General features: G+C 67.9%; 32 protein-coding genes. All 32 read right to left on the bottom strand.

Annotated features, from left to right (window positions below; translation table 11 throughout):
- Nucleotides 1–56: 56 nt before the first annotated feature.
- The 32 genes from glmM to rplB all read right to left on the bottom strand — a co-directional run bounded on the left by glmM (nucleotide 57) and on the right by rplB (nucleotide 20,457).
- Nucleotides 57–1,421 carry a phosphoglucosamine mutase gene (gene glmM / locus ACZ3TI_RS01865; protein ID WP_465722219.1) on the bottom strand — a complete coding sequence of 455 codons (1,365 nt, stop codon included), beginning with the start codon at nucleotides 1,419–1,421 and terminating at the stop codon, nucleotides 57–59.
- Nucleotides 1,422–1,585: 164 nt separating this feature from the next.
- Nucleotides 1,586–2,089, bottom strand: coding sequence for a 30S ribosomal protein S9 (rpsI, locus tag ACZ3TI_RS01860; protein WP_465722217.1), 504 nt, complete (start codon nucleotides 2,087–2,089; stop codon nucleotides 1,586–1,588).
- A 45-nt stretch (nucleotides 2,090–2,134) separates the two neighbouring features.
- On the bottom strand, nucleotides 2,135–2,578 hold the full coding sequence (rplM, locus tag ACZ3TI_RS01855) for a 50S ribosomal protein L13 (RefSeq protein ID WP_030055846.1): 444 nt from the start codon (nucleotides 2,576–2,578) through the stop codon (nucleotides 2,135–2,137).
- Nucleotides 2,579–2,810: 232 nt separating this feature from the next.
- The gene (locus ACZ3TI_RS01850; RefSeq protein WP_465722215.1) at nucleotides 2,811–4,469 is read right to left on the bottom strand and encodes an ABC-F family ATP-binding cassette domain-containing protein; all 1,659 of its coding nucleotides are present in this window, start codon (nucleotides 4,467–4,469) and stop codon (nucleotides 2,811–2,813) included.
- A gap of 42 nt (nucleotides 4,470–4,511) precedes the next feature.
- A complete protein-coding gene (gene truA / locus ACZ3TI_RS01845) occupies nucleotides 4,512–5,447 on the bottom strand; it encodes a tRNA pseudouridine(38-40) synthase TruA (RefSeq protein ID WP_465722213.1) in 936 nt (311 codons plus the stop codon).
- An 81-nt stretch (nucleotides 5,448–5,528) separates the two neighbouring features.
- Nucleotides 5,529–6,008: a 50S ribosomal protein L17 gene (gene rplQ, locus ACZ3TI_RS01840; protein WP_380418021.1), complete on the bottom strand. Its 480-nt coding sequence runs from the start codon at nucleotides 6,006–6,008 to the stop codon at nucleotides 5,529–5,531.
- A gap of 127 nt (nucleotides 6,009–6,135) precedes the next feature.
- Nucleotides 6,136–7,158, bottom strand: a complete 1,023-nt coding sequence (locus tag ACZ3TI_RS01835) for a DNA-directed RNA polymerase subunit alpha (protein WP_030055844.1) — start codon at nucleotides 7,156–7,158, stop codon at nucleotides 6,136–6,138.
- A 139-nt stretch (nucleotides 7,159–7,297) separates the two neighbouring features.
- Nucleotides 7,298–7,705 (bottom strand): 30S ribosomal protein S11, encoded by a 408-nt coding sequence (gene rpsK / locus ACZ3TI_RS01830; protein WP_030232513.1) that lies wholly within the window; start codon nucleotides 7,703–7,705, stop codon nucleotides 7,298–7,300.
- A gap of 72 nt (nucleotides 7,706–7,777) precedes the next feature.
- On the bottom strand, nucleotides 7,778–8,158 hold the full coding sequence (gene rpsM / locus ACZ3TI_RS01825) for a 30S ribosomal protein S13 (protein ID WP_188306769.1): 381 nt from the start codon (nucleotides 8,156–8,158) through the stop codon (nucleotides 7,778–7,780).
- A 177-nt stretch (nucleotides 8,159–8,335) separates the two neighbouring features.
- Nucleotides 8,336–8,449 (bottom strand): 50S ribosomal protein L36, encoded by a 114-nt coding sequence (gene rpmJ / locus ACZ3TI_RS01820; RefSeq protein WP_003956441.1) that lies wholly within the window; start codon nucleotides 8,447–8,449, stop codon nucleotides 8,336–8,338.
- Between the two features lie 32 nt (nucleotides 8,450–8,481).
- Nucleotides 8,482–8,703, bottom strand: a complete 222-nt coding sequence (infA, locus tag ACZ3TI_RS01815) for a translation initiation factor IF-1 (protein WP_003956442.1) — start codon at nucleotides 8,701–8,703, stop codon at nucleotides 8,482–8,484.
- A gap of 194 nt (nucleotides 8,704–8,897) precedes the next feature.
- Nucleotides 8,898–9,323 carry a large conductance mechanosensitive channel protein MscL gene (mscL, locus tag ACZ3TI_RS01810; RefSeq protein ID WP_465722211.1) on the bottom strand — a complete coding sequence of 142 codons (426 nt, stop codon included), beginning with the start codon at nucleotides 9,321–9,323 and terminating at the stop codon, nucleotides 8,898–8,900.
- A gap of 130 nt (nucleotides 9,324–9,453) precedes the next feature.
- The gene (gene map, locus ACZ3TI_RS01805) at nucleotides 9,454–10,293 is read right to left on the bottom strand and encodes a type I methionyl aminopeptidase (RefSeq protein WP_465722209.1); all 840 of its coding nucleotides are present in this window, start codon (nucleotides 10,291–10,293) and stop codon (nucleotides 9,454–9,456) included.
- A gap of 116 nt (nucleotides 10,294–10,409) precedes the next feature.
- Nucleotides 10,410–11,063 (bottom strand): adenylate kinase, encoded by a 654-nt coding sequence (locus ACZ3TI_RS01800; RefSeq protein WP_465722207.1) that lies wholly within the window; start codon nucleotides 11,061–11,063, stop codon nucleotides 10,410–10,412.
- Nucleotides 11,063–12,373, bottom strand: coding sequence for a preprotein translocase subunit SecY (secY, locus tag ACZ3TI_RS01795; protein WP_465722205.1), 1,311 nt, complete (start codon nucleotides 12,371–12,373; stop codon nucleotides 11,063–11,065). Before secY ends, ACZ3TI_RS01800 begins: the two co-directional genes overlap by 1 nt.
- Nucleotides 12,374–12,685: 312 nt before the next feature.
- Nucleotides 12,686–13,138, bottom strand: coding sequence for a 50S ribosomal protein L15 (rplO, locus tag ACZ3TI_RS01790; RefSeq protein WP_030280790.1), 453 nt, complete (start codon nucleotides 13,136–13,138; stop codon nucleotides 12,686–12,688).
- A 2-nt stretch (nucleotides 13,139–13,140) separates the two neighbouring features.
- Nucleotides 13,141–13,323, bottom strand: a complete 183-nt coding sequence (gene rpmD, locus ACZ3TI_RS01785; protein ID WP_030055835.1) for a 50S ribosomal protein L30 — start codon at nucleotides 13,321–13,323, stop codon at nucleotides 13,141–13,143.
- A complete protein-coding gene (gene rpsE, locus ACZ3TI_RS01780; protein WP_465722203.1) occupies nucleotides 13,323–13,943 on the bottom strand; it encodes a 30S ribosomal protein S5 in 621 nt (206 codons plus the stop codon). The genes rpmD and rpsE overlap by 1 nt, the downstream gene beginning before the upstream one ends.
- A gap of 48 nt (nucleotides 13,944–13,991) precedes the next feature.
- On the bottom strand, nucleotides 13,992–14,375 hold the full coding sequence (rplR, locus tag ACZ3TI_RS01775) for a 50S ribosomal protein L18 (RefSeq protein ID WP_030280785.1): 384 nt from the start codon (nucleotides 14,373–14,375) through the stop codon (nucleotides 13,992–13,994).
- A gap of 3 nt (nucleotides 14,376–14,378) precedes the next feature.
- Nucleotides 14,379–14,918, bottom strand: a complete 540-nt coding sequence (gene rplF, locus ACZ3TI_RS01770; RefSeq protein ID WP_465722201.1) for a 50S ribosomal protein L6 — start codon at nucleotides 14,916–14,918, stop codon at nucleotides 14,379–14,381.
- A 22-nt stretch (nucleotides 14,919–14,940) separates the two neighbouring features.
- Nucleotides 14,941–15,348, bottom strand: a complete 408-nt coding sequence (gene rpsH / locus ACZ3TI_RS01765; RefSeq protein WP_207810340.1) for a 30S ribosomal protein S8 — start codon at nucleotides 15,346–15,348, stop codon at nucleotides 14,941–14,943.
- A gap of 268 nt (nucleotides 15,349–15,616) precedes the next feature.
- Nucleotides 15,617–15,802 carry a type Z 30S ribosomal protein S14 gene (locus ACZ3TI_RS01760; protein ID WP_030055830.1) on the bottom strand — a complete coding sequence of 62 codons (186 nt, stop codon included), beginning with the start codon at nucleotides 15,800–15,802 and terminating at the stop codon, nucleotides 15,617–15,619.
- Nucleotides 15,803–15,806: 4 nt separating this feature from the next.
- Nucleotides 15,807–16,376, bottom strand: a complete 570-nt coding sequence (gene rplE / locus ACZ3TI_RS01755; protein WP_350519913.1) for a 50S ribosomal protein L5 — start codon at nucleotides 16,374–16,376, stop codon at nucleotides 15,807–15,809.
- Nucleotides 16,376–16,687: a 50S ribosomal protein L24 gene (rplX, locus tag ACZ3TI_RS01750; RefSeq protein WP_100892787.1), complete on the bottom strand. Its 312-nt coding sequence runs from the start codon at nucleotides 16,685–16,687 to the stop codon at nucleotides 16,376–16,378. Before rplX ends, rplE begins: the two co-directional genes overlap by 1 nt.
- A 15-nt stretch (nucleotides 16,688–16,702) precedes the next feature.
- Complete coding sequence (gene rplN / locus ACZ3TI_RS01745; RefSeq protein ID WP_030232481.1) at nucleotides 16,703–17,074, bottom strand: 50S ribosomal protein L14; 372 nt, start codon at nucleotides 17,072–17,074, stop codon at nucleotides 16,703–16,705.
- Between the two features lie 102 nt (nucleotides 17,075–17,176).
- Nucleotides 17,177–17,449 carry a 30S ribosomal protein S17 gene (gene rpsQ / locus ACZ3TI_RS01740; protein WP_030280777.1) on the bottom strand — a complete coding sequence of 91 codons (273 nt, stop codon included), beginning with the start codon at nucleotides 17,447–17,449 and terminating at the stop codon, nucleotides 17,177–17,179.
- Entirely contained in the window at nucleotides 17,449–17,673 is a 225-nt protein-coding gene (rpmC, locus tag ACZ3TI_RS01735; protein ID WP_030232478.1) for a 50S ribosomal protein L29, read from the bottom strand. Before rpmC ends, rpsQ begins: the two co-directional genes overlap by 1 nt.
- Nucleotides 17,673–18,092, bottom strand: coding sequence for a 50S ribosomal protein L16 (gene rplP, locus ACZ3TI_RS01730; protein ID WP_030300385.1), 420 nt, complete (start codon nucleotides 18,090–18,092; stop codon nucleotides 17,673–17,675). The genes rpmC and rplP overlap by 1 nt, the downstream gene beginning before the upstream one ends.
- Nucleotides 18,093–18,097: 5 nt before the next feature.
- Entirely contained in the window at nucleotides 18,098–18,922 is an 825-nt protein-coding gene (gene rpsC, locus ACZ3TI_RS01725; protein WP_030055823.1) for a 30S ribosomal protein S3, read from the bottom strand.
- Nucleotides 18,922–19,269, bottom strand: coding sequence for a 50S ribosomal protein L22 (gene rplV / locus ACZ3TI_RS01720; RefSeq protein WP_030280773.1), 348 nt, complete (start codon nucleotides 19,267–19,269; stop codon nucleotides 18,922–18,924). Before rplV ends, rpsC begins: the two co-directional genes overlap by 1 nt.
- Before the next feature lie 58 nt (nucleotides 19,270–19,327).
- Nucleotides 19,328–19,609, bottom strand: coding sequence for a 30S ribosomal protein S19 (gene rpsS / locus ACZ3TI_RS01715; protein WP_030280772.1), 282 nt, complete (start codon nucleotides 19,607–19,609; stop codon nucleotides 19,328–19,330).
- 11 nt (nucleotides 19,610–19,620) lie between these two features.
- The gene (gene rplB, locus ACZ3TI_RS01710) at nucleotides 19,621–20,457 is read right to left on the bottom strand and encodes a 50S ribosomal protein L2 (protein ID WP_209414068.1); all 837 of its coding nucleotides are present in this window, start codon (nucleotides 20,455–20,457) and stop codon (nucleotides 19,621–19,623) included.
- Between the last annotated feature and the right edge of the window lie 44 nt (nucleotides 20,458–20,501).

Genomic DNA, 20,501 nt, shown 5'->3' with positions numbered 1-20,501 from the left:
ATACCCGGCGGGGGCCCTTCGCGTCCGGGCTCGGTTCAGCCCAGGTGCGTCCCGGCTCAGCCCAGGTGCGCCCGGACCGCCTCGGCCAGCTTCTGCGCGACCGTGTCGGCCTGCACCGGGTCGGCGGCCTCGACCATCACCCGGACCAGCGGCTCGGTGCCCGACGGACGCAGCAGCACCCGGCCGGTGGAGCCCAGCTCGGCCTCGGCCTCGGAGACCGCGGCGGCCAGCTCGGTGCTGGTCTTCACCCGGGACTTGTCGACGCCCTTGACGTTGATCAGAACCTGCGGAAGGCGGGTCATCACGGCGGCCAGGTCGGCCAGCGGCTGCTTGGTGGCGGCCAGACGGGCGCCCAGCATCAGGCCGGTCAGGGTGCCGTCGCCGGTGGTGGCGTGGTCCAGCAGGATGACGTGGCCGGACTGCTCGCCGCCCAGCGCGAAGCCGTGCTCCTTCATGGCCTCCAGCACGTAGCGGTCGCCGACGGCGGTCTCCACCAGCTCGATGCCCTCGCGCTGCATCGCCAGCTTGAAGCCGAGGTTGGACATCACGGTGGCCACCGCGGTGTTGCCGCGCAGGGTGCCGGCCTCCTTCATCGCGACCGCGAGGATGGCGATGATCTGGTCGCCGTCCACCTCGTTGCCGTCGGCGTCGGCGGCCAGGCAGCGGTCGGCGTCGCCGTCCAGGGCGATGCCCAGGTCGGCCTTGTGCTCCCTCATCGCGGTGCGCAGCCGGTCCAGGTGGGTGGAGCCGACGCCGTCGTTGATGTTGAGGCCGGTGGGCTCGGCCCCCAGGGTGTGGACCACCTCGGCGCCGGCGCGGGCGAAGGCCTCGGGAGCGACGTAGGCGGCCGCGCCGTGGGCGCCGTCGATGACGACCTTGATGCCGTCCAGGCGGTTGGGCAGCACGCCGATCAGGTGGGCGACGTACTTGTCGAAGCCCTCGGTGTACTCGCGGACCCGGCCGACGGCGGCGCCGGTCGGACGGTTCCAGTCCTCCTCGCCGAGCGTGTGCTTGCGGTAGTGGGCCTCGATCGCGTCCTCGATCCGGTCGTCCAGCTTGTGGCCGCCGCGGGCGAGGAACTTGATGCCGTTGTCCGGCATGGCGTTGTGGCTGGCGGACAGCATCACGCCGAAGTCGGCGCCGAGCGCCCCGGTGAGGTAGGCCACGGCGGGGGTGGGCAGAACGCCGACCCGCAGGACGTCGACTCCGGCGCTCGCCAGACCGGCGATGACGGCGGCCTCCAGGAACTCGCCCGAGGCGCGCGGGTCACGGCCGACCACCGCGACCGGCCGGTGGCCGTCGAAGGCACCGGCCTCGCCGAGCACGTGCGCCGCGGCGACGGACAGCCCGAGCGCGAGCTCCGCCGTCAGTCCCTCGTTGGCCACCCCGCGTACGCCGTCCGTACCGAAGAGTCGTCCCACTGTTCCGTCCTCCATCACCACTGCTCGGAACCCAACCGATGATCCCGGCCGCCGCACAGTAGCCGGGGAACACGTCGCCCCGGAGTACGCGAGGTACTCCGGGGCGACGGTTACGCGCATCCAGGGGGTGCGCCGCTGGGCGGACCGCACCCCCTGGGACGCGATTAGCGCTTGCTGTACTGCGGCGCCTTGCGGGCCTTCTTCAGACCGGCCTTCTTGCGCTCGACGGCGCGGGCGTCACGGGTCAGGAAGCCGGCCTTCTTCAGCGCGCCGCGGTTGTTGTCCACGTCGGCCTCGTTCAGGGCACGGGCGACGCCGAGGCGCAGCGCGTAGGCCTGGCCGGACACGCCGCCACCGCTGATGCGGGCGACGACGTCGTAACGGCCGTCCAGCTCAAGGAGCTTGAAGGGCTCGTTCACGGTCTGCTGGTGCACCTTGTTGGGGAAGTAGCCCTCGAGGTTGCGACCGTTGATCTTCCACTGGCCGGTGCCGGGGACGATGCGCACGCGGGCGATCGCCTCCTTGCGACGGCCGAGGCCGGCGCCCGGGGTGGCCTCGCCGAAGCGGCCGGCCAGGGACTCGGAGGTGTAGCTCTCCTCGGAGGTGTACTCGCCCTCGACGACGGTCTCGTCGAAGTCGACCTCAAGGGTTTCAGTGGTCTCGGCCACGGTGTTCCTCAGCTCTTTTCAGTGTTGGGGGGCTTGGTGGCCGAATTACTGCGCGACCTGGGTGATCTCGAACGGCACCGGCTGCTGGGCAGCGTGCGGGTGCTGGTCGCCCGAGTAGACCTTCAGCTTCGAGAGCATCTGGCGGCCCAGGCTGTTCTTGGGGATCATGCCCTTGATGGCCTTCTCGACGGCCTTCTCCGGGTTGTTCGCCAGCAGGTCGTCGTAGCGCACCGAGCGCAGACCGCCCGGGAAGCCCGAGTGGCGGTAGGCCAGCTTCTGGGTCTTCTTGTTACCGGACAGGTGCACCTTGTCGGCGTTGATGATGATGACGAAGTCACCAGTGTCAACGTGCGGCGCGTAGATCGCCTTGTGCTTGCCCCGGAGGAGGTTGGCGGCCTGGGAAGCCAGGCGGCCGAGCACGACGTCGGTCGCGTCGATGACGTGCCACTGACGCTGGACGTCGCCGGGCTTGGGGCTGTACGTACGCACGGTCGTAGCCTTCGCTTTTCAGTGAGTGAGTCCTGACAGGAGCACCCGGACGGAAGAGCAGCCTGGCCAACCTTGGACGCAATTCAAGGGGGACCGCTGGTCGACGACCTGATGTCTCCGGCGTACCGACCTCTCACGTGAGATAGAGCGAGCCAATACGCACATCAAGCGTCCAGGTTACCGGCAGGGCCGGAGCGGGTCAAAAATGCCCGCGACCGGCCCCCTCCGTCACTCAGCGTTCGCGGTCCACCCGGGTCACGTCCCACACCGGCTCCGACGACTCGTACACCCGCCCGTCCGCCCCGAACACCAGGTAGCGGTCGAAGGTCCTGGCGAACCAGCGGTCGTGGGTGACGCACAGCACGGTGCCGTCGAAGGCCTCCAGCCCGGCCTGCAGCGCCTCGGCGCTCTCCAGGTCCAGGTTGTCGGTCGGCTCGTCCAGCAACAGGGCCGTCACACCGGAGAGTTCGAGCTTGAGGATCATCAGCCGGGCCTGCTGCCCACCGGACAGCGACTCGAACTTCTGCTCCTCCTGGCGGTCCAGCTCGTACCGCCGCAGCGCCCCCATCGCGGCGCCGCGGCTGAGCGCGTGCTCCTCCTCCACGATCGAGCGGACCGTCCGGCCGAACAGCTCCGGATGGGCGTGGGTCTGCCGGAAGTGACCGGGTACGACCCGGGCGCCCAGCTTCCAGCCGCCGGTGTGCGCGACCGTGTCGTCCCCCGCCAGCAGCCGCAGGAGGTGCGACTTGCCGGCCCCGTTCGCGCCCAGCACGGCGACCCGCTCGCCGTAGAAGACCTCCAGGTCGAAGGGCTGCATCAGACCGGTGAGCTCCAGCTGCTCCATGGTGAAGGCGCGCACGCCGGTGCGACCGCCCTTGAGCCGCATGGTGATGCTCTGCTCGCGCGGCGGCGCCTCCGGCGGGCCGGCGTCCTCGAACTTCTTCAGCCTGGTCTGCGCGGCGGAGTAGCGGGAGGCCATGTCGTGGCTGACGGACGCGGCCTGGCGCAGGGTGACGACCAGCTTCTTGAGCTTGGCGTGCTCCTCGTCCCAGCGGCGGCGCAGCTCCTCGAAGCGCTCGAAGCGGGCCTTGCGGGCCTCGTGGAAGGTGTCGAAGCCGCCGCCGTGCACCCAGACGCTGCTCCCGGCCGCGCCGGTCTCGACGCTGATGATCTTGTCGGCGGTCTTGGAGAGCAGCTCGCGGTCGTGCGAGATGAACAGGACGGTCTTCGGGGTGGCCTTGATGGCCTCCTCCAGCCAGCGCTTGGCCGGGACGTCCAGGTAGTTGTCGGGCTCGTCCAGGAGCAGCACCTCTTCCGGGCCGCGCAGCAGTGCCTCCAGCACCAGCCGCTTCTGCTCGCCGCCGGAGAGGGTGTTCAGACCGCGCCACTGGGCCTTGTCGAAGGGCATGCCGAGGGCCGCCATGGTGCAGACGTCCCAGTCGGTCTCGTAGTCGTAGCCGCCGACGTCGGCCCAGTCGGAGAGCGCCTGGGCGTAGGCCATCTGCGTCTTCTCGTCGTCCTGGGCGATCATCGCCAGCTCGGCGGCGTCCACCGCGCGGGCGGCGACGGCGATCCGCTCGGGGGCGACCGACACCAGCAGGTCGCGCACCGAGGCGTCGGCCGACAACGCGCCCGGGGAGGACTGCTGGTCCTCGCGGCCGGTGGTGCCGACGAACTGGCGCATCACGCCGAGCCCGCCGCTGATCGTCACCGAGCCGCCGTGCGGCTGGAGGTCCCCCGCGATCATCCGGAGCAGCGTGGTCTTGCCCGCGCCGTTCGCGCCGACCAGGGCGACCGCGGCGCCCTCGCCAACCCGGAAGGACGCGTCGTCGAACAGCACCCGCCCGTCCGGCAGGTAGTACTCAAGGTGCGAAATCTCGACGTGTCCCATGGGGAGGATTGTCCCAAGCGGACGCCCCGGGCCAAAACCGATTTAGGCTCCGGCCTCGGGCTCCGCCCCGGGGACGGCCGGCTGTCCCGGCAGGGTCCGCATCCGGCGGGCCGCCCGGTTGCGCTCCGCCAGCTGGTCGTCCGGCGGGTAGCCGACCTCCTCCAGCGTCAGCCCGTACGGCCGGATCACGTTGACGGCGGAGTTGCGCACCCCGCCGGCCAGCACCTCGCCGGGGAACTCCACCGGCCGGTGCCCGTCGCCGACCAGCAGCATCGCGCCGACCAGCGCCCGGACCATGTTGTGGCAGAAGGCGTCGGCCCGGACGGTGGCGACCGCGAGCGAGCCCTCCTGGGCGGCGTAGGCGTCCACCGGGACGCGGTCCCAGTGCAGCTCCAGCAGGGTGCGGATGGTGGTGGCGCCCTCGCGCTTCTTGCAGTACGCGGCGAAGTCGTGCTCGCCGAGCAGCAGCTCGGCGGCCTCGTTCATCCGGTCGACGTCCAACGGCCGGTCGTGCCAGAGCACGTGGCCGCGCAGCAGTGGGTCCACCCCGCCCGGGTGGTCGGCGACCCGGTACGCGTAGCGGCGCCAGATCGCCGAGAAGCGGGCGTCGAACCCGGCCGGCGCCTCGCCGACCCGGTAGATCCGGACGTCCCCGGGGAGCCGCCCGGCCAGTCGGCGCAGCAGCTTCTCCCGGTGCGCCTCCCACAGCTCGGCCGGCAGGTCGACGTGCGCGACCTGGCCGCGGGCGTGCACCCCGGCGTCGGTGCGGCCGGCCACGGTCAGCGGGAACAGCTCCGGGCTGCGGGTGACGATCTGCAGCGCGGTCTCGATCTCCTCCTGGACCGTCCGGCGGCCGCCCTTCTGGCGGGCCCAGCCGGAGAACTCCGCGCCCTGGTAGGCGAGGTCGAGCCGGACCCGGACGTACCCGTCGGCCGGACCGTCCTTCACCGGCGGCTGCTCGGCGCAATCGTTGACCACTGCTTCTCGATCTCCCGGGGATGAGGAACGGGCCCGCTCCCCCAGCACTGGGGAAACGGGCCCGCGGAACACCTAGAGGTGTCAGGCCTGCTCGGCGGCCTCGGCCTCGTCGGCCTTGGTCTCGACGGCAGCGGCCTCGTCGGCCTCCTTGACGGCGCGCTTGGTGGCGGCCTCGGCCTCGCCGACGGCGGTCTGCGCGACGGTCAGCGCCTCGACCAGCTCGATCACGGCCATCGGGGCGTTGTCGCCACGACGGGGACCGATCTTGGTGATGCGGGTGTAGCCACCCGGGCGGTTCTCGTAGCGCGGCGCGATCTCGGTGAAGAGGGTGTGCAGCACCGAGACGTCGGTGATGGTCTTGCGCACCAGGCGACGGTTGTGGATGTCGCCCTTCTTCGCCTTGGTGATCAGCTTCTCCGCCAGCGGGCGCAGGCGGCGGGCCTTGGCCTCGGTGGTGGTGATGCGGCCGTACTGGAACAGCTCACGGGCCAGACCGGCGAGCAGCAGCGGCTCGTGGTGCGGGCCACCGCCCAGACGGGCACCCTTGGTGGGACGCGGCATGGAATTACTCCTCGAATCTCCGACTACGGCCGTACCAGGTACCGCAGCGGGCGTACGGGCACTGTGCCCGCACGACTTTCACGACAGCGGAGGCGGTTCCGGAGAACCGCCCCCGCGGTCAAGTCTCTCAGTACTGCTCGGTCTCGGCGTAACCCGCGTCGTCCAGGTCGTCGGCGCCGAAGGCGTCGGCGGCGGCGGTCGGGTCGAACCCGGGCGGGCTGTCCTTGAGGGCCAGGCCCATGCCGGCCAGCTTCGCCTTGACCTCGTCGATCGACTTCGCACCGAAGTTGCGGATGTCGAGCAGGTCGGCCTCGGAGCGGGCGACGAGCTCACCCACGGTGTGGATGCCCTCGCGCTTGAGGCAGTTGTAGGAGCGGACGGTGAGCTCCAGCTCCTCGATCGGCAGCGCCAGGTCGGCGGCCAGGGCGGCGTCCGTCGGGGACGGGCCCATGTCGATGCCCTCGGCGTCGATGTTCAGCTCGCGGGCGAGGCCGAACAGCTCCACCAGGGTCTTGCCGGCCGAGGCCATGGCGTCGCGCGGACGCATGGCGGGCTTGGTCTCGACGTCGACGATCAGCTTGTCGAAGTCGGTCCGCTGCTCGACACGGGTGGCCTCGACCTTGTAGGTGACCTTCAGCACGGGGCTGTAGATCGAGTCGACCGGGATGCGGCCGATCTCCTGGCCGGAGGCCTTGTTCTGGACGGCGGAGACGTAGCCGCGACCGCGCTCGACGGTCAGCTCCATCTCCAGCTTGCCCTTGCCGTTCAGCGTGGCGAGGACCAGCTCGGGGTTGTGCACCTCGACACCCGCCGGCGGGGCGATGTCGGCGGCGGTGACGACACCCGGGCCCTGCTTGCGCAGGTACATCACGACCGGCTCGTCGTGCTCCGAGGAGACGACCAGCTGCTTGATGTTGAGGATGAGGTCGGTCACGTCCTCCTTGACGCCCGGCACGGTGGTGAACTCGTGCAGGACGCCGTCGATGCGGATGCTGGTGACAGCGGCACCCGGGATCGACGACAGGAGCGTGCGGCGCAGGGAGTTGCCGAGGGTGTAGCCGAAGCCCGGCTCCAGCGGCTCGATCACGAACCGCGAGCGGAACTCGTCGACGACCTCTTCGGTCAGCGAGGGACGCTGAGCGATAAGCATGGGGAGGTTCCTCCAGTTGTCTTCGGCACCCACTATTTGATGCCGACAGGACCAAGCGTACGGGGTCCCGCGAAAAACGGGACCCCGTACGAGGTTTAAAGCAGGTACTGCGTGCTACGGCGTGCCCGGAGGCGCTGCGTCAGACGCGGCGGCGCTTCGGCGGACGGCAGCCGTTGTGCGGGGTGGGGGTGACGTCCTGGATCGAGCCGACCTCCAGGCCGGTGGCCTGGAGCGAACGGATCGCGGTCTCGCGGCCGGAGCCCGGACCCTTCACGAAGACGTCAACCTTGCGCATGCCGTGCTCCTGCGCGCGACGGGCAGCGGCCTCGGCGGCCATCTGCGCGGCGAACGGGGTGGACTTGCGCGAGCCCTTGAAGCCGACGTGGCCGGCGGAGGCCCAGGAGATCACGTTGCCCGCGGGGTCGGTGATCGAAACGATGGTGTTGTTGAACGTGCTCTTGATGTGCGCGTGGCCGTGAGCGACGTTCTTCTTTTCCTTGCGGCGGATCTTCTTCGCGCCGGCAGCCTGACGACCCTTGGGGGGCATAAGTCTGTTCTCCTACTGAGGTGGTCGGTCCGCTGACCCGCGGGCCGGAGGGATGTCCGGTGACGGGACGGACTACTTCTTGCCCGGCTTCTTCTTGCCGGCGATCGCGCGACGCGGGCCCTTGCGGGTACGCGCGTTGGTGTGGGTGCGCTGGCCGCGGACCGGCAGGCCACGGCGGTGACGCAGACCCTCGTAGCAGCCGATCTCGACCTTGCGGCGGATGTCGGCGGCCACCTCACGGCGGAGGTCACCCTCGACCGTGTAGTTGGCGTCGATGTACTGGCTCAGCTTGACCAGGTCGTCCTCGGAGATGTCGCGAACGCGGACATCCGGGTTGACGCCGGTCTCGGCGAGGGTCTGCTGGGCGCGGGTACGGCCGATGCCGTACACGTAGGTGAGGGCGATCTCGATCCGCTTCTCACGGGGGAGATCAACGCCGGCGAGGCGTGCCATTCAAGGCTCCTGTGGTTCTTCAGAGGTCTTGCGCGCTACCGAACTCCGACACCTCACGGTGAGGGAGCCCCGGCCTCTGACCGGGGGCGGCAGTCCGTCCGTTCCGGGACGGATCGGGTAGCCCGCTTATGACGTTTTCGCGTCGCGCGAAGTACTACGAGAAATGCTGGGGAGAGATCAGCCCTGGCGCTGCTTGTGGCGCAGGTTGTCGCAGATCACCATGACCCGGCCGTGACGGCGGATCACCTTGCACTTGTCGCAGATCTTCTTGACGCTCGGCTTGACCTTCATGTTCAGGTTCTCCGGGTCTAGATCTGACGTTATTACTTGTAGCGGTAGACGATCCGGCCGCGCGTGAGGTCGTAGGGGCTGAGCTCCACGACGACCCGGTCGTCCGGCAGGATGCGGATGTAGTGCATGCGCATCTTGCCACTGATGTGCGCGAGGACCTTGTGACCGTTCTGCAGCTCGACCTTGAACATCGCGTTCGGAAGAGACTCGATCACGGTGCCCTCGATCTCAATGGCGCCTTGCTTCTTAGCCATGAACTGCGAGATCCACCTTCCGGGACCGGCTACCGTATGCGGAACGCTCGTGCGAACCTGGGTTCACCCCGCCCCCGAGGGGAAGAGGGCGTGCTGAAGCACGCTACGAGTGAGCCGACGGTCCATCCTACGCCAGCGCGTCCGGTGGACCAAAACGGGGGTCCCGGAAAGCGGTACCCGTCACATCTGCTACGTCACGCCCCGGTGGACACCGTCAGCGGCTCGACGTGCGCGGTGCAGGCCGAGCAGCGGCGGGCGGCCTCGGGGATCTCGGTCAGGCACTCGGGGCAGGGGCGCTTCGCGGTCTTCGGCTTCTTCGGCAGGTAGCGCTCGGTCGCCTTGGTGATCGGCAGCACCACGCAGAAGTAGAGCACCGCGGCCGTCATCACGAAGGCGATCAGGACGTTGAGGAACTGCCCGTACGGGAAGGTGACCCCGGCCACCGTCGCCTTGTACGAGCTGAAGTCGCCGGCCGCGCCGACCACCACACCCACCAGCGGGGTGAGGAACGCGGAGACGAAGCCGGTCACCACCGCGGTGAACGCGGCACCGATGACCACACCGACGGCCATGTCGACGACGTTGCCGCGCATCATGAAGTCGCGGAATCCCTTGAGCACGTGCTGTCTCCTGCTCGCTCGTAAACCCGAACTGCCACTACCAGCCGATAAAAATAGGACAAAAGCCCTGGAGGTCCAAACCTCCAGGGCTCTGATCCCTTGTCAGGAGCGGCAGTTGCCGCCGCGGCGACTAGGCCAGCGGGTCCGGCGCCGCGGTGACGCCCAGCTTCGCCAGCTCGGCCTTGCCGCCGTCGAAGGCGGTCAGCACCAGCGGGCCCTGCTCGGTCACGGCCACCGAGTGCTCCCAGTGCGAGGCCCAGGTGCCGTCGTTGGTGACGACCGTCCACTCGTCGTCCAGCACGGTGGTGTGCGGGGTGCCCAGCGAGACCATCGGCTCGATCGCCAGCACGGTGCCGGGGACCAGCTTCGGGCCCTTGCCGCGGCCGCGCTCGACGTAGTTCAGCACGTGCGGCTCCATGTGCATCGCGGTGCCGATGCCGTGGCCGCCGTAACCCTCGGTGATGCCCCACTTGCCCTTCGGCGGCAGCGGCTGGCGGCGGATGTAGCCCTCGATCGCCTTGGAGACGTCGACCAGGCGGTTGCTCTTCTTCATCTGGGCGATGCCCGCCCACATCGAGCCCTCGGTGACCCGGCTCAGCATCTCGACCTCGGGGCGGACCTCGCCGACCGCGACGGTGATCGCCGCGTCGCCGTGCCAGCCGTCCAGGATGGCGCCGCAGTCGATCGAGATGACGTCGCCCTCCTCCAGCACCCGGTCACCCGGGATGCCGTGCACGACCTCGTTGTTCACCGAGGCGCAGATCACGCCCGGGAACCACAGGCCGCCGTGGTGGGCGCGGAAGTTCGAGGTGGCGCCGTGGTCGGTGATGACCTTGTCCGCGATGTCGTTGAGCTCCTGGGTGGTCACCCCCGGGGCGACCGCCTCGCGGCAGGCCTTGAGGGCCTCGGCGACGACCAGCCCGGCCGCTCGCATCTTCGCGATCTGCTCGGGGGTCTTGATCTCCACCATCTGGTCACGCCTTCCAAGTCCGGATTACCACTGCCTACCACCGTACGACGCCGAAACGGCCGGGCCGCCCGCTGGGCGGGCGACCCGGCCGTACCGTCGTACGTTCGCCGAGAGACTCAGCTGTCCTGCTTCAGCGCCTCGATCGCGCGCGCGGTGACCTCGTCCACCTTGCCGAGGGCCGGGATGGTCACCAGCAGCCCCTGGTCCTGGTAGTAGCCGATGATCGGCTCGGTCTTGGAGTGGTACTCCTCCAGCCGGACCCGCACGGCCTCCTCGGTGTCGTCCGAGCGCTGGTACAGCTCGCCGCCGCACTCGTCGCAGACGTCCTCGACCTTCGGCGGGTTGTACGCGACGTGGAAGACGTGGCTGCCGTCCTTGCGGCACAGGCGACGGCCCGCGATCCGCTTGACGACCTCGTCCTCGGGGACCTCCAGGTCCAGCACACCGTCCAGCTTGATGCCCTGCTCGCCCAGGAACTCGTCGAGCGCCTTGGCCTGACCCAGGTTGCGCGGGAAGCCGTCGAGCAGGAAGCCGTTGGCGGCGTCGGGCTGGAGCATCCGGTCCTTGGCCATCCCGATGGTGACCTCGTCCGGCACCAGGCGACCGGCGTCCATGTAGCCCTTGGCCTCGAGCCCCAGCGGGGTGCCCTGGCCGATGTTGGCACGGAACAGGTCTCCGGTGGAGATGTGGGGGATGGACAGGGTCTTGGCGAGCAGGTGCGCCTGAGTACCCTTCCCGGCCCCGGGAGGACCGACGAGGACGATACGCATCAGCGGAGGAACCCTTCGTAATTGCGCTGCTGGAGCTGGCTCTCGATCTGCTTCACAGTTTCGAGTCCGACGCCGACGACGATGAGAACGCTGGTGCCGCCGAACGGGAAGTTGGTCTGCTGTCCGAAGGCGACCAGGGCGATCATCGGGATCAACGCGATCAGGCCCAGGTAGAGCGAACCCGGCCACGTGATTCGGGTCAGCACGTAGTTCAGGTACTCGGCCGTCGGCCGGCCGGCCCGGATGCCCGGGATGAACCCACCATACTTCTTCATATTGTCGGCAACTTCTTCGGGGTTGAAGGAGATGGCGACGTAGAAGAACGCGAAGAAGACGATCAGCAGGAAGTAGGTGGCCATGTAGATCGGGTGGTCACCCTTGACGAAGTTCGTCCGGATCCAGGTGGCCCAGCCCGCCTGGCTGTTGGTCAGCTGGACCACCAGGGCGGGAATGTAGAGCAGCGACGAGGCGAAGATGACCGGGATGACACCGGCCTGGTTCACCTTGAGCGGGATGTAGGTCGAGGTGCCGCCGAACGCGCGCCGGCCGATCATCCGCTTCGCGTACTGGACCGGGATCCGGCGCTGCGCCTGCTCGACGAAGATGACCAGCATCACGACGACGATGCCGACGGCGACCACGGAGAGGAACTCGACCCAGCCGTCGCCGATGGTGCCGGACTGCTTGATCGCCCACATCGAGGACGGGAACTGGGCCGCGATCGAGGTGAAGATCAGCAGCGACATGCCGTTGCCGATGCCGCGGTCGGTGATCAGCTCGCCCAGCCACATGATGACCGTGGTGCCGGCGGTCATGGTGAGCACCATGACGGCGATCCGGAACACGCTGGTGTCCGGCACGATCTGGTTGGCCAGCGGGCAGCCCGAGAACAGCGCGCCGCTGGAGGCCGTCGCCACGATGCCGGTGCCCTGCAGCACGGCGAGCGCGATGGTCAGGTAGCGCGTGTACTGGGTGATCTTGGCCTGGCCGGCCTGGCCCTCCTTCTTCAGCATCTCCAGTCGCGGGATCACGACGGTGAGGAGCTGGAGGATGATGCTCGCCGTGATGTACGGCATGATGCCGAGGGCGAAGATCGTCAACTGGAGGAGCGCGCCACCGCTGAACAGGTTGACGAGCCCGAAGAGCCCGCTGTTCTTGGTCTCCTTCACGCATTCGTTCACGGCCGTGAAGCTCACGCCCGGAATCGGAATGTGCGAGCCCAGCCGGAACAGCACCATGATGCCCAGCGTGAACAGCAGCTTCTTGCGCAGGTCGGGCGTCTGGAACGCCCGCGCGAACGCACTGAGCACGGTGCCTCCTGCGCCTCCCGCGCGTCGTCGGCGGGAGGGTCGGTCCTGGAATTGGGGAGTTTGCGGTTCGGGCCCCCGTACAGACGGCACAGGCGAGCCTACGCGCAGCCTACAAGGGAACTCCACGGACTCTAACAGTGCGCGGCCACTCCGAAGAAGCGCGTACGGCCGGTCCCCCACTCACGGGGTACGGGATGCCCGGGTTTGCCACACAAAAGAACGAGGGCCTTTCCGGCCGGAAATCCCGGAGAACGGCACGAGCCCCGCACCTCCCGGAGGAGGTGCGGGGCTCGAAGGCGGTTCTCAGCGGGCTCAGACGAGCTCGGTGACCGTACCGCCGGCGGCCTTGATCTTCTCGGCGGCCGAGCCGGAGACGGCGTCGACCGTCACCTGCAGCGCAACCGAGACCTCGCCGGTGCCGAGCACCTTGACGAGGGAGTTCTTGCGAACCGCGCCCTTGGCGACCAGGTCCTCGACCGTGACCTCGCCACCCTGCGGGTAGAGCTCGGCCAGCTTGTCGAGGTTGACGACCTGGAACGTGATCTTGAACGGGTTCTTGAAGCCCTTCAGCTTCGGCAGGCGCATGTGGAGCGGCATCTGGCCACCCTCGAAGCGCTGCGGAACCTGGTAGCGGGCCTTGGTGCCCTTGGTACCACGACCGGCGGTCTTACCCTTGGAGCCCTCACCACGACCCACGCGGATCTTGTCGGTCTTGGCACCCGGGGCGGGACGCAGGTTGTGGATCTTGATCGGGTTGTCGCCCATGATCAGTCCACCTCCTCAACCGTCACCAGGTGACGGACCGTGTGGGCCATCCCGCGGATCTCGGGACGGTCCTCCTTCACCACGACGTCGTGCATGCGCTTGAGACCAAGCGAACGCAGGGTGTCACGGTGATTCTGCTTGCTGCCGATGTACGACTTGGTCTGCGTGATCTTCAGGCGAGCCATCAGGCGCTCACCCCAGCAGCACGAGCCCGCAGCAGGGCGGCGGGAGCCACGTCCTCCAGCGGCAGGCCACGACGGGCGGCGATCTCCTCGGGGCGGACGAGGCCCTTCAGAGCAGCCACGGTGGCGTGCACGATGTTGATCGCGTTGTCCGAGCCGAGCGACTTCGACAGGATGTCGTGGATGCCGGCGCACTCCAGGACGGCGCGCACCGGACCACCGGCGATAACACCGGTACCGGGGGCGGCGGGCTTCAGCAGCACGACGCCGGCGGCCTTCTCACCCTGGATGGGGTGCGGGATGGTGCCCTGGATACGGGGGACCTTGAAGAAGTTCTTCTTGGCCTCCTCAACACCCTTGGCGATGGCGGCCGGAACCTCCTTCGCCTTGCCGTAACCGACACCCACGGTGCCCTCGCCATCGCCCACCACGACGAGCGCGGTGAAGCTGAAGCGACGGCCACCCTTGACAACCTTGGCGACACGGTTGATCGCGACGACGCGCTCGACGTAAGCGGTCTTCTCGACAGCCGGGGCGTTGCCCTGACCGTCACGCTTACGGTCGCGCCGCTCGCCACCCGTGCCGCGACCGGCGCCGCCTTCGCGGCGCTGGGGTCCAGCCATTGGAATTACCTCTCTCGTTTACGTCCGTCGACAGAGTCGACGAGCGGCTTAGAAGTCGAGCCCGGCCTCGCGAGCCGCGTCCGCCAGGGCGGCGATGCGGCCGGCGTACCGGTTGCCCGCGCGGTCGAAGACGACCGACTCGATGCCGGCGGCCTTGGCGCGCTCGGCGACCAGGCTCCCGACCTTCTTGGCCAGCTCGGTCTTGTCGCCCTCGGCGCCCTTGATGGACACGTCGAGGGTGGACGCCGACGCCAGGGTGTGACCCTTGGCGTCGTCGATGACCTGGGCGACCATGTGACGGTTCGAGCGCGTCACGACGAGACGCGGACGCACCTCGGTGCCGACGACGCGCTTGCGAACGCGGATCGCGCGGCGCTTACGAGCGGCGCTCTTGTAGGCGTTGCCCTTGCCGATCTTGACAGAGACACTCATCGCTTACTTACCACTCTTTCCGACCTTGCGGCGGATGACCTCGCCCGCGTACTTGACACCCTTGGCCTTGTACGGGTCCGGCTTGCGCAGCTTGCGGATGTTGGCGGCGATCTCGCCGACCTTCTGCTTGTCGATGCCGTCCACGTGGAACTTGGTGGGCGACTCGACGACGAAGGAGATGCCCTCCGGCGCGGTGACCAGGATCGGGTGGCTGTAGCCGAGCGAGAACTCCATGTCGGAGCCCTTCGCCGCGACGCGGTAACCAACACCGCTGATCTCCAGCGACTTGCGGTAGCCCGCGGTCACGCCGGTGATCATGTTCGCCACCAGCGTGCGGGTCAGGCCGTGGAGGGCCTTCGAGCGACGCTCGTCGTTGGGGCGGGTGACGAGCACGGTGCCGTCCTCGCCCTTGCCGATCTCGATCGGCTCAGCGACGACGTGGGTGAGGGAACCCTTGGGGCCCTTCACCGAGACCGCCTGGCCATCGATGGTGACGTCCACGCCAGCGGGGACCTGGATGGGCAGCCGTCCAATGCGCGACATTGCTGTACCTCCGTTTCCCGAATTACCAGACGTAGGCGAGAACTTCTCCGCCTACGCCCTTCTTGGCGGCCTGCTTGTCGGTCAGGAGGCCGGACGACGTGGAGATGATCGCCACGCCCAGGCCGCCGAGAACCTTCGGCAGGTTGGTGGACTTTGCGTAAACGCGCAGACCCGGCTTGCTGATGCGCTTGATGCCGGCGATGGAGCGCTCACGGTTGGGGCCGAACTTGAGCTCGATGGTCAGCTTCTTGCCGACCTCGCCCTCAGCGGGCTCCTCAACCTTGTAGGAGGAGATGTAACCCTCCTGCTGCAGGATCTCGGCGACGTGCGCCTTGATCTTGCTCGACGGCATCGCGACAGAGTCGTGGTACGCCGAGTTCGCGTTACGCAGACGCGTGAGCATGTCTGCGATGGGGTCGGTCATGGTCATGATGGCCTCAGGCCTCTCTCGCCGTGGTTTCTCCGCACCAGGTCCCCCTTCCGCACTCTTCCGAGTTCGTCAGGGGCACAAGCGCAGGGGACCTACGACGTAGTAAGACTGGGTGCGAGCCCTTCCGATGAAGGGCCACGGACGTCCATGGGGAAGCCGCGGCAGGGGGCCCGACCCCACTACCTTACGGGAAGCCGTACGGCAGGCCCAAAACGGGCCGGTGTGGGATCGGGCACCTCTGCTTCGCTGTGTGCCTAAAGCGCCTGGATTACCAGGAGCTCTTGGTCACGCCCGGCAGCTCGCCGCGGTGCGCCATCTCACGGAGGCAGACACGGCACAGGCCGAACTTGCGGTACACCGAGTGCGGACGGCCGCAGCGCTGGCACCGGGTGTAGGCCCGGACGCCGAACTTCGGCTTGCGCTCGGACTTCGCGATGAGGGACTTCTTCGCCATTGGCTCACGCCTCCTTGAACGGGAAGCCCAGAGCGCGCAGGAGCGCCCGGCCCTCGTCGTCGGTCTGAGCGGTGGTCACGACGGTGATGTCCATACCGCGCTGACGGTCGACCTTGTCCTGGTCGATCTCGTGGAACATAACCTGCTCGGTCAGACCGAAGGTGTAGTTGCCACGGCCGTCGAACTGCTTCGGGGAGAGACCACGGAAGTCACGGATTCGCGGCAGGGCCAGCGAAACCAGACGGTCCAGGAACTCCCACATGCGGTCACCACGGAGGGTGACGTGCGTGCCGATCGGCTGGCCCTCGCGCAGCTTGAACTGCGCGATGGACTTGCGGGCCTTGGTGACGGCCGGCTTCTGACCGGTGATCGCGGTCAGGTCCTTGATGGCACCTTCGATCAGCTTGCTGTCACGGGCAGCCTCGCCGACACCCATGTTGACCACGACCTTGACCAGGCCGGGGATCAGCATGACGTTCTCGTACTTGAACTGCTCGTGCAGCTGGCCCTTGATCTCGGAGTTGTAACGCTCCTTGAGGCGGGGGGCCACCTTCTCAACAGTCGTCTCAGACATCAGATGTCCTCACCGGTTCGCTTGGCAACGCGGATCTTGTTGCCCTCGTCGTCGAAGCGGTAGCCAACGCGGGTGACGACCTTCTTGCCGTCCTTCTCCACGACCAGCTGGACGTTGGAGACGTGAACCGGGGCCTCGACGGTGACGATGCCACCCTGGGTGCCCGGACCCGGCTTGGTGTGCTTCTTGACCCGGTTCACACCCTCGACCAGGACCTTGTTCTCAGCCGGCAGGGCCTGGATGACCTTGCCCTGCTTGCCCTTGTCCTTGCCGGTGATGACCTGAACCAGGTCACCCTTCTTGATCTTCATGCTGTTCGCCATGGGTTAGAGCACCTCCGGCGCCAGCGAGATGATCTTCATGAACTTCTTGTCGCGCAGCTCGCGGCCCACCGGGCCGAAGATGCGGGTGCCACGGGGGTCACCCTCGGTGTTCTTCAGCACGACAGCAGCGTTCTCGTCGAAACGGATGTACGAGCCATCCGGACGACGACGCTCCTTGACGGTGCGGACGACGACGCACTTGACGACGTCACCCTTCTTCACCGAGCCACCGGGGATCGCGTCCTTGACGGTCGCGACGATGACGTCCCCGATTCCGGCGTAGCGGCGACCGGAGCCACCGAGAACACGGATGCAAAGGATCTCCTTGGCACCAGTGTTGTCGGCAACACGCAGTCGCGACTCCTGCTGGATCACAGCTTTCTCCTGATCGTCAACGAGAGTCGACGGGCCGGCCGCTGCTCACACCGGCGTCCTGAACGGACCCGGTGCACATACGGCCGTACCTCATCGGCTTCGTTACTTGGCCTTCTCGAGGATCTCGACGACGCGCCAGCGCTTCGTCGCGGACAGCGGGCGGGTCTCCGCGAGGAGGACCCGGTCGCCCACGCCGCACGCGTTCTGCTCGTCGTGCGCCTTCAGCTTGTTCGTACGGCGGATGACCTTGCCGTACAGAGCGTGCTTGACGCGGTCCTCGACGGCGACGACGACGGTCTTGTCCATCTTGTCGCTGACGACGAGACCCTCACGGGTCTTGCGGAAACCGCGCGTCTCGTTGGTGTTCTCAGTCATCAGGCGTTCTCCACCGTCTCGATGCCCAGCTCGCGCTCGCGCATCAGGGTGTAGATCCGCGCGATGTCCTTGCGGACGAGCTTGAGCCGTCCGTGGTTGTCGAGCTGCCCGGTCGCCGCCTGGAAGCGGAGGTTGAACAGCTCCTCCTTGGCCTCGCGCAGCTTGGCAACGAGACCCTCGTTGTCCAGCGAGCGAAGCTCAGCAGCCTTGGTAGCGGCCGACATCAGCTCTCACCGTCCTCGCGCCGGACGATCCGGCACTTCATCGGCAGCTTGTGCGCGGCGCGGGTGAGCGCCTCGCGAGCAACCTTCTCGTTCGGGTACGACAGCTCGAACATGACCCGACCCGGGTGCACGTTCGCGATCCACCACTCCGGCGAACCCTTACCGGAACCCATGCGGGTCTCGGCCGGCTTCTTGGTGAGCGGGCGGTCCGGGTAGATGTTGATCCAGACCTTGCCGCCACGACGGATGTGACGGGTGATCGCGATACGAGCGGACTCGATCTGACGGTTCGTCACGTAGGCCGGGGTCACGGCCTGGATGCCGAACTGGCCGAACGCCAGCTCGGTGCCACCCTTGGAGGCGCCACGGCGCTTCGGGTGGTGCTGCTTGCGGTGCTTGACCCGACGGGGGATCAGCATTTGGGTCAGGCCTCCGTTCCGGTGTTCTCGGCAGCCGGAGCCTCGGCGACCGGGGCCGCGGGGGCCTCGGCAGCGGCGGGACGACGGCCACGGCCACCGCGCTCGCCACCACGACGCTCGCCACCGCGGGCGGGACGACCACCCTCGGGACGGGCCGGGCGGTTGCCCGAGCGGGCAGCGGCGTTCTCAGCGCGGACCTCGGCGATGTTCTTGACGTCGCCCTTGTAGATCCAGACCTTCACGCCGATGCGGCCGAAGGTGGTCTTGGCCTCGAAGAAGCCGTAGTCGACGTTCGCACGCAGGGTGTGCAGCGGCACGCGACCCTCGCGGTAGAACTCCGAACGGCTCATCTCGGCGCCGCCGAGACGACCGGAGCACTGGACCTTGATGCCCTTGGCGCCGGACTTCATGGTGCCCTGCATCGACTTGCGCATGGCACGGCGGAAGGAGACGCGGGAGGACAGCTGCTCCGCGACGCCCTGAGCCACGAGCTGGGCGTCCAGCTCGGGGTTCTTGACCTCGAGGATGTTCAGCTGGACCTGCTTGCCGGTCAGCTTCTCGAGGTCGCCGCGGATGCGGTCGGCCTCGGTGCCACGGCGACCGATGACGATGCCGGGGCGAGCGGTGTGGATGTCGACGCGGACGCGGTCGCGGGTGCGCTCGATCTCGACCTTGGAGATGCCGGCGCGCTCCATGCCCTTCGTCATCATGCGACGAATGGCAACGTCTTCCTTGACGTAGTCCTTGTACAGCTTGTCGGCGTACCAGCGGGACTTGAAGTCCGTGCTGATGCCGAGACGGAACCCGTGCGGGTTAACCTTCTGGCCCATTACCGGGTCCCTTCCTTGCTGCTGACGACCACGGTGATGTGGCTGGTCCGCTTGCGGATCCGGTAGGCGCGGCCCTGGGCACGCGGACGGAACCGCTTCAGGGTCGGGCCCTCGTCAACGTACGCCTCGGAGATGTAGAGGTCGTCCACGTTGGAGTGGTTGTAGTTGTGCGCGGCGTTGGCAATGGCGCTGTCGAGCACCTTGCCGACCGGCACGGTGGCGGCCTGCGGAGCGAAACGCAGGACGGCCTGGGCCTCCGTGGCATTCATGCCACGGATGAGGTCCACCACGCGGCGGGCCTTCATGGGCGTCACGCGGATGTACCGCGCCTGAGCCCTGGCTTCCATGGTTGTCCCCTTAATGGAGTAAGTCATTGAGTCGTTGTGGCGCGTCAAGCTCAGGCGCTTAGCGACGCTTCGACTTCCGGTCTTCCTTCACGTGGCCACGGAAGGTGCGGGTCGGAGCGAACTCGCCGAGCTTGTGGCCGACCATCGACTCGGTGACGAACACCGGGACGTGCTTGCGGCCATCGTGGACCGCGATCGTGTGACCGAGCATGCTCGGGGAGATCACGGAACGACGGGACCAGGTCTTGATGACGTTCTGGGTACCCGCCTCGTTCTGAGCGTCCACCTTCTTGATGAGGTGGCCGTCGATGAAGGGGCCCTTCTTGAGACTGCGCGGCATCTGACCTGCTCCTAGCGCTTCTTGTTGGTCTTGCGGCGGCGCACGATGAGCTTGTCCGACGCCTTGTTCGGGCGACGGGTACGGCCCTCGGGCTTACCCCACGGCGAGACCGGGTGGCGACCACCGGAGGTCTTACCCTCACCACCACCGTGCGGGTGGTCGATCGGGTTCATGGCGACACCACGCACGGTCGGGCGGACGCCCTTCCAGCGCATACGGCCGGCCTTGCCCCAGTTGATGTTCGACTGCTCGGCGTTGCCGACCTCGCCGACGGTGGCGCGGCAGCGCGCGTCGACCAGGCGGATCTCACCGGAGGGCATGCGCAGGTGCGCCATCTTGCCCTCACGCGCCAGCAGCTGGATGCCGGAGCCGGCCGAGCGGGCCAGCTTGGCACCGCCGCCGGGACGCAGCTCCACCGCGTGGATGGTGGTACCGACCGGGATGTTGCGCAGCGGCAGGTTGTTGCCCGGCTTGATGTCGGCCGCGGGGCCGTTCTCGATCCGGTCACCCTGCGTGATGCCGCGCGGCGCGATGATGTAGCGCTTCTCGCCGTCCGCGTAGTGCAGGAGCGCGATGCGCGCGGTGCGGTTCGGGTCGTACTCGATGTGCGCGACCTTGGCCGGCACGCCGTCCTTGTCGTGACGACGGAAGTCGATCACGCGGTAGGCGCGCTTGTGACCGCCACCCTGGTGGCGAGCGGTGACACGACCGGCGTTGTTACGGCCGCCCTTGCTGTGCAGCGGGCGAACCAGCGACTTCTCCGGAGTGGACCGCGTGATTTCTACGAAGTCGGCCACGCTGGAGCCACGACGGCCCGGCGTAGTCGGCTTGTACTTGCGGATGCCCATTTGGCTCTCTCGTCCTCGTCCTAATCGACGATCACGATCTCCCT

This window comes from Kitasatospora sp. NPDC023120 (genome assembly GCF_055560835.1).
This window is presented reverse-complemented; position numbering and strand designations above follow the sequence as displayed.

What these genes read in the sequence shown, in the direction of transcription:
- ACZ3TI_RS01850 (WP_465722215.1), bottom strand. Translation starts at nt 4,469, where the DNA reads ATGGGACACGTCGAGATTTCGCACCTTGAGTACTACCTGCCGGACGGG.
- rplQ (WP_380418021.1), bottom strand. Translation starts at nt 6,008, where the DNA reads ATGCCGCGTCCCACCAAGGGTGCCCGTCTGGGCGGTGGCCCGCACCAC.
- ACZ3TI_RS01835 (WP_030055844.1), bottom strand. Translation starts at nt 7,158, where the DNA reads ATGCTTATCGCTCAGCGTCCCTCGCTGACCGAAGAGGTCGTCGACGAG.
- rpsK (WP_030232513.1), bottom strand. Translation starts at nt 7,705, where the DNA reads ATGCCCCCCAAGGGTCGTCAGGCTGCCGGCGCGAAGAAGATCCGCCGC.
- rpsM (WP_188306769.1), bottom strand. Translation starts at nt 8,158, where the DNA reads ATGGCACGCCTCGCCGGCGTTGATCTCCCCCGTGAGAAGCGGATCGAG.
- rpmJ (WP_003956441.1), bottom strand. Translation starts at nt 8,449, where the DNA reads ATGAAGGTCAAGCCGAGCGTCAAGAAGATCTGCGACAAGTGCAAGGTG.
- infA (WP_003956442.1), bottom strand. Translation starts at nt 8,703, where the DNA reads ATGGCTAAGAAGCAAGGCGCCATTGAGATCGAGGGCACCGTGATCGAG.
- map (WP_465722209.1), bottom strand. Translation starts at nt 10,293, where the DNA reads ATGGTGGAGATCAAGACCCCCGAGCAGATCGCGAAGATGCGAGCGGCC.
- ACZ3TI_RS01800 (WP_465722207.1), bottom strand. Translation starts at nt 11,063, where the DNA reads ATGCGTATCGTCCTCGTCGGTCCTCCCGGGGCCGGGAAGGGTACTCAG.
- rplO (WP_030280790.1), bottom strand. Translation starts at nt 13,138, where the DNA reads ATGGGCGACAACCCGATCAAGATCCACAACCTGCGTCCCGCCCCGGGT.
- rpmD (WP_030055835.1), bottom strand. Translation starts at nt 13,323, where the DNA reads ATGGCTCGCCTGAAGATCACGCAGACCAAGTCGTACATCGGCAGCAAG.
- rpsE (WP_465722203.1), bottom strand. Translation starts at nt 13,943, where the DNA reads ATGGCTGGACCCCAGCGCCGCGAAGGCGGCGCCGGTCGCGGCACGGGT.
- rplR (WP_030280785.1), bottom strand. Translation starts at nt 14,375, where the DNA reads ATGAGTGTCTCTGTCAAGATCGGCAAGGGCAACGCCTACAAGAGCGCC.
- rplF (WP_465722201.1), bottom strand. Translation starts at nt 14,918, where the DNA reads ATGTCGCGCATTGGACGGCTGCCCATCCAGGTCCCCGCTGGCGTGGAC.
- rpsH (WP_207810340.1), bottom strand. Translation starts at nt 15,348, where the DNA reads ATGACCATGACCGACCCCATCGCAGACATGCTCACGCGTCTGCGTAAC.
- ACZ3TI_RS01760 (WP_030055830.1), bottom strand. Translation starts at nt 15,802, where the DNA reads ATGGCGAAGAAGTCCCTCATCGCGAAGTCCGAGCGCAAGCCGAAGTTC.
- rplE (WP_350519913.1), bottom strand. Translation starts at nt 16,376, where the DNA reads ATGTCTGAGACGACTGTTGAGAAGGTGGCCCCCCGCCTCAAGGAGCGT.
- rplX (WP_100892787.1), bottom strand. Translation starts at nt 16,687, where the DNA reads ATGAAGATCAAGAAGGGTGACCTGGTTCAGGTCATCACCGGCAAGGAC.
- rpsQ (WP_030280777.1), bottom strand. Translation starts at nt 17,449, where the DNA reads ATGACTGAGAACACCAACGAGACGCGCGGTTTCCGCAAGACCCGTGAG.
- rpmC (WP_030232478.1), bottom strand. Translation starts at nt 17,673, where the DNA reads ATGTCGGCCGCTACCAAGGCTGCTGAGCTTCGCTCGCTGGACAACGAG.
- rplP (WP_030300385.1), bottom strand. Translation starts at nt 18,092, where the DNA reads ATGCTGATCCCCCGTCGGGTCAAGCACCGCAAGCAGCACCACCCGAAG.
- rpsC (WP_030055823.1), bottom strand. Translation starts at nt 18,922, where the DNA reads ATGGGCCAGAAGGTTAACCCGCACGGGTTCCGTCTCGGCATCAGCACG.
- rplV (WP_030280773.1), bottom strand. Translation starts at nt 19,269, where the DNA reads ATGGAAGCCAGGGCTCAGGCGCGGTACATCCGCGTGACGCCCATGAAG.
- rpsS (WP_030280772.1), bottom strand. Translation starts at nt 19,609, where the DNA reads ATGCCGCGCAGTCTCAAGAAGGGCCCCTTCATCGACGGCCACCTCATC.
- rplB (WP_209414068.1), bottom strand. Translation starts at nt 20,457, where the DNA reads ATGGGCATCCGCAAGTACAAGCCGACTACGCCGGGCCGTCGTGGCTCC.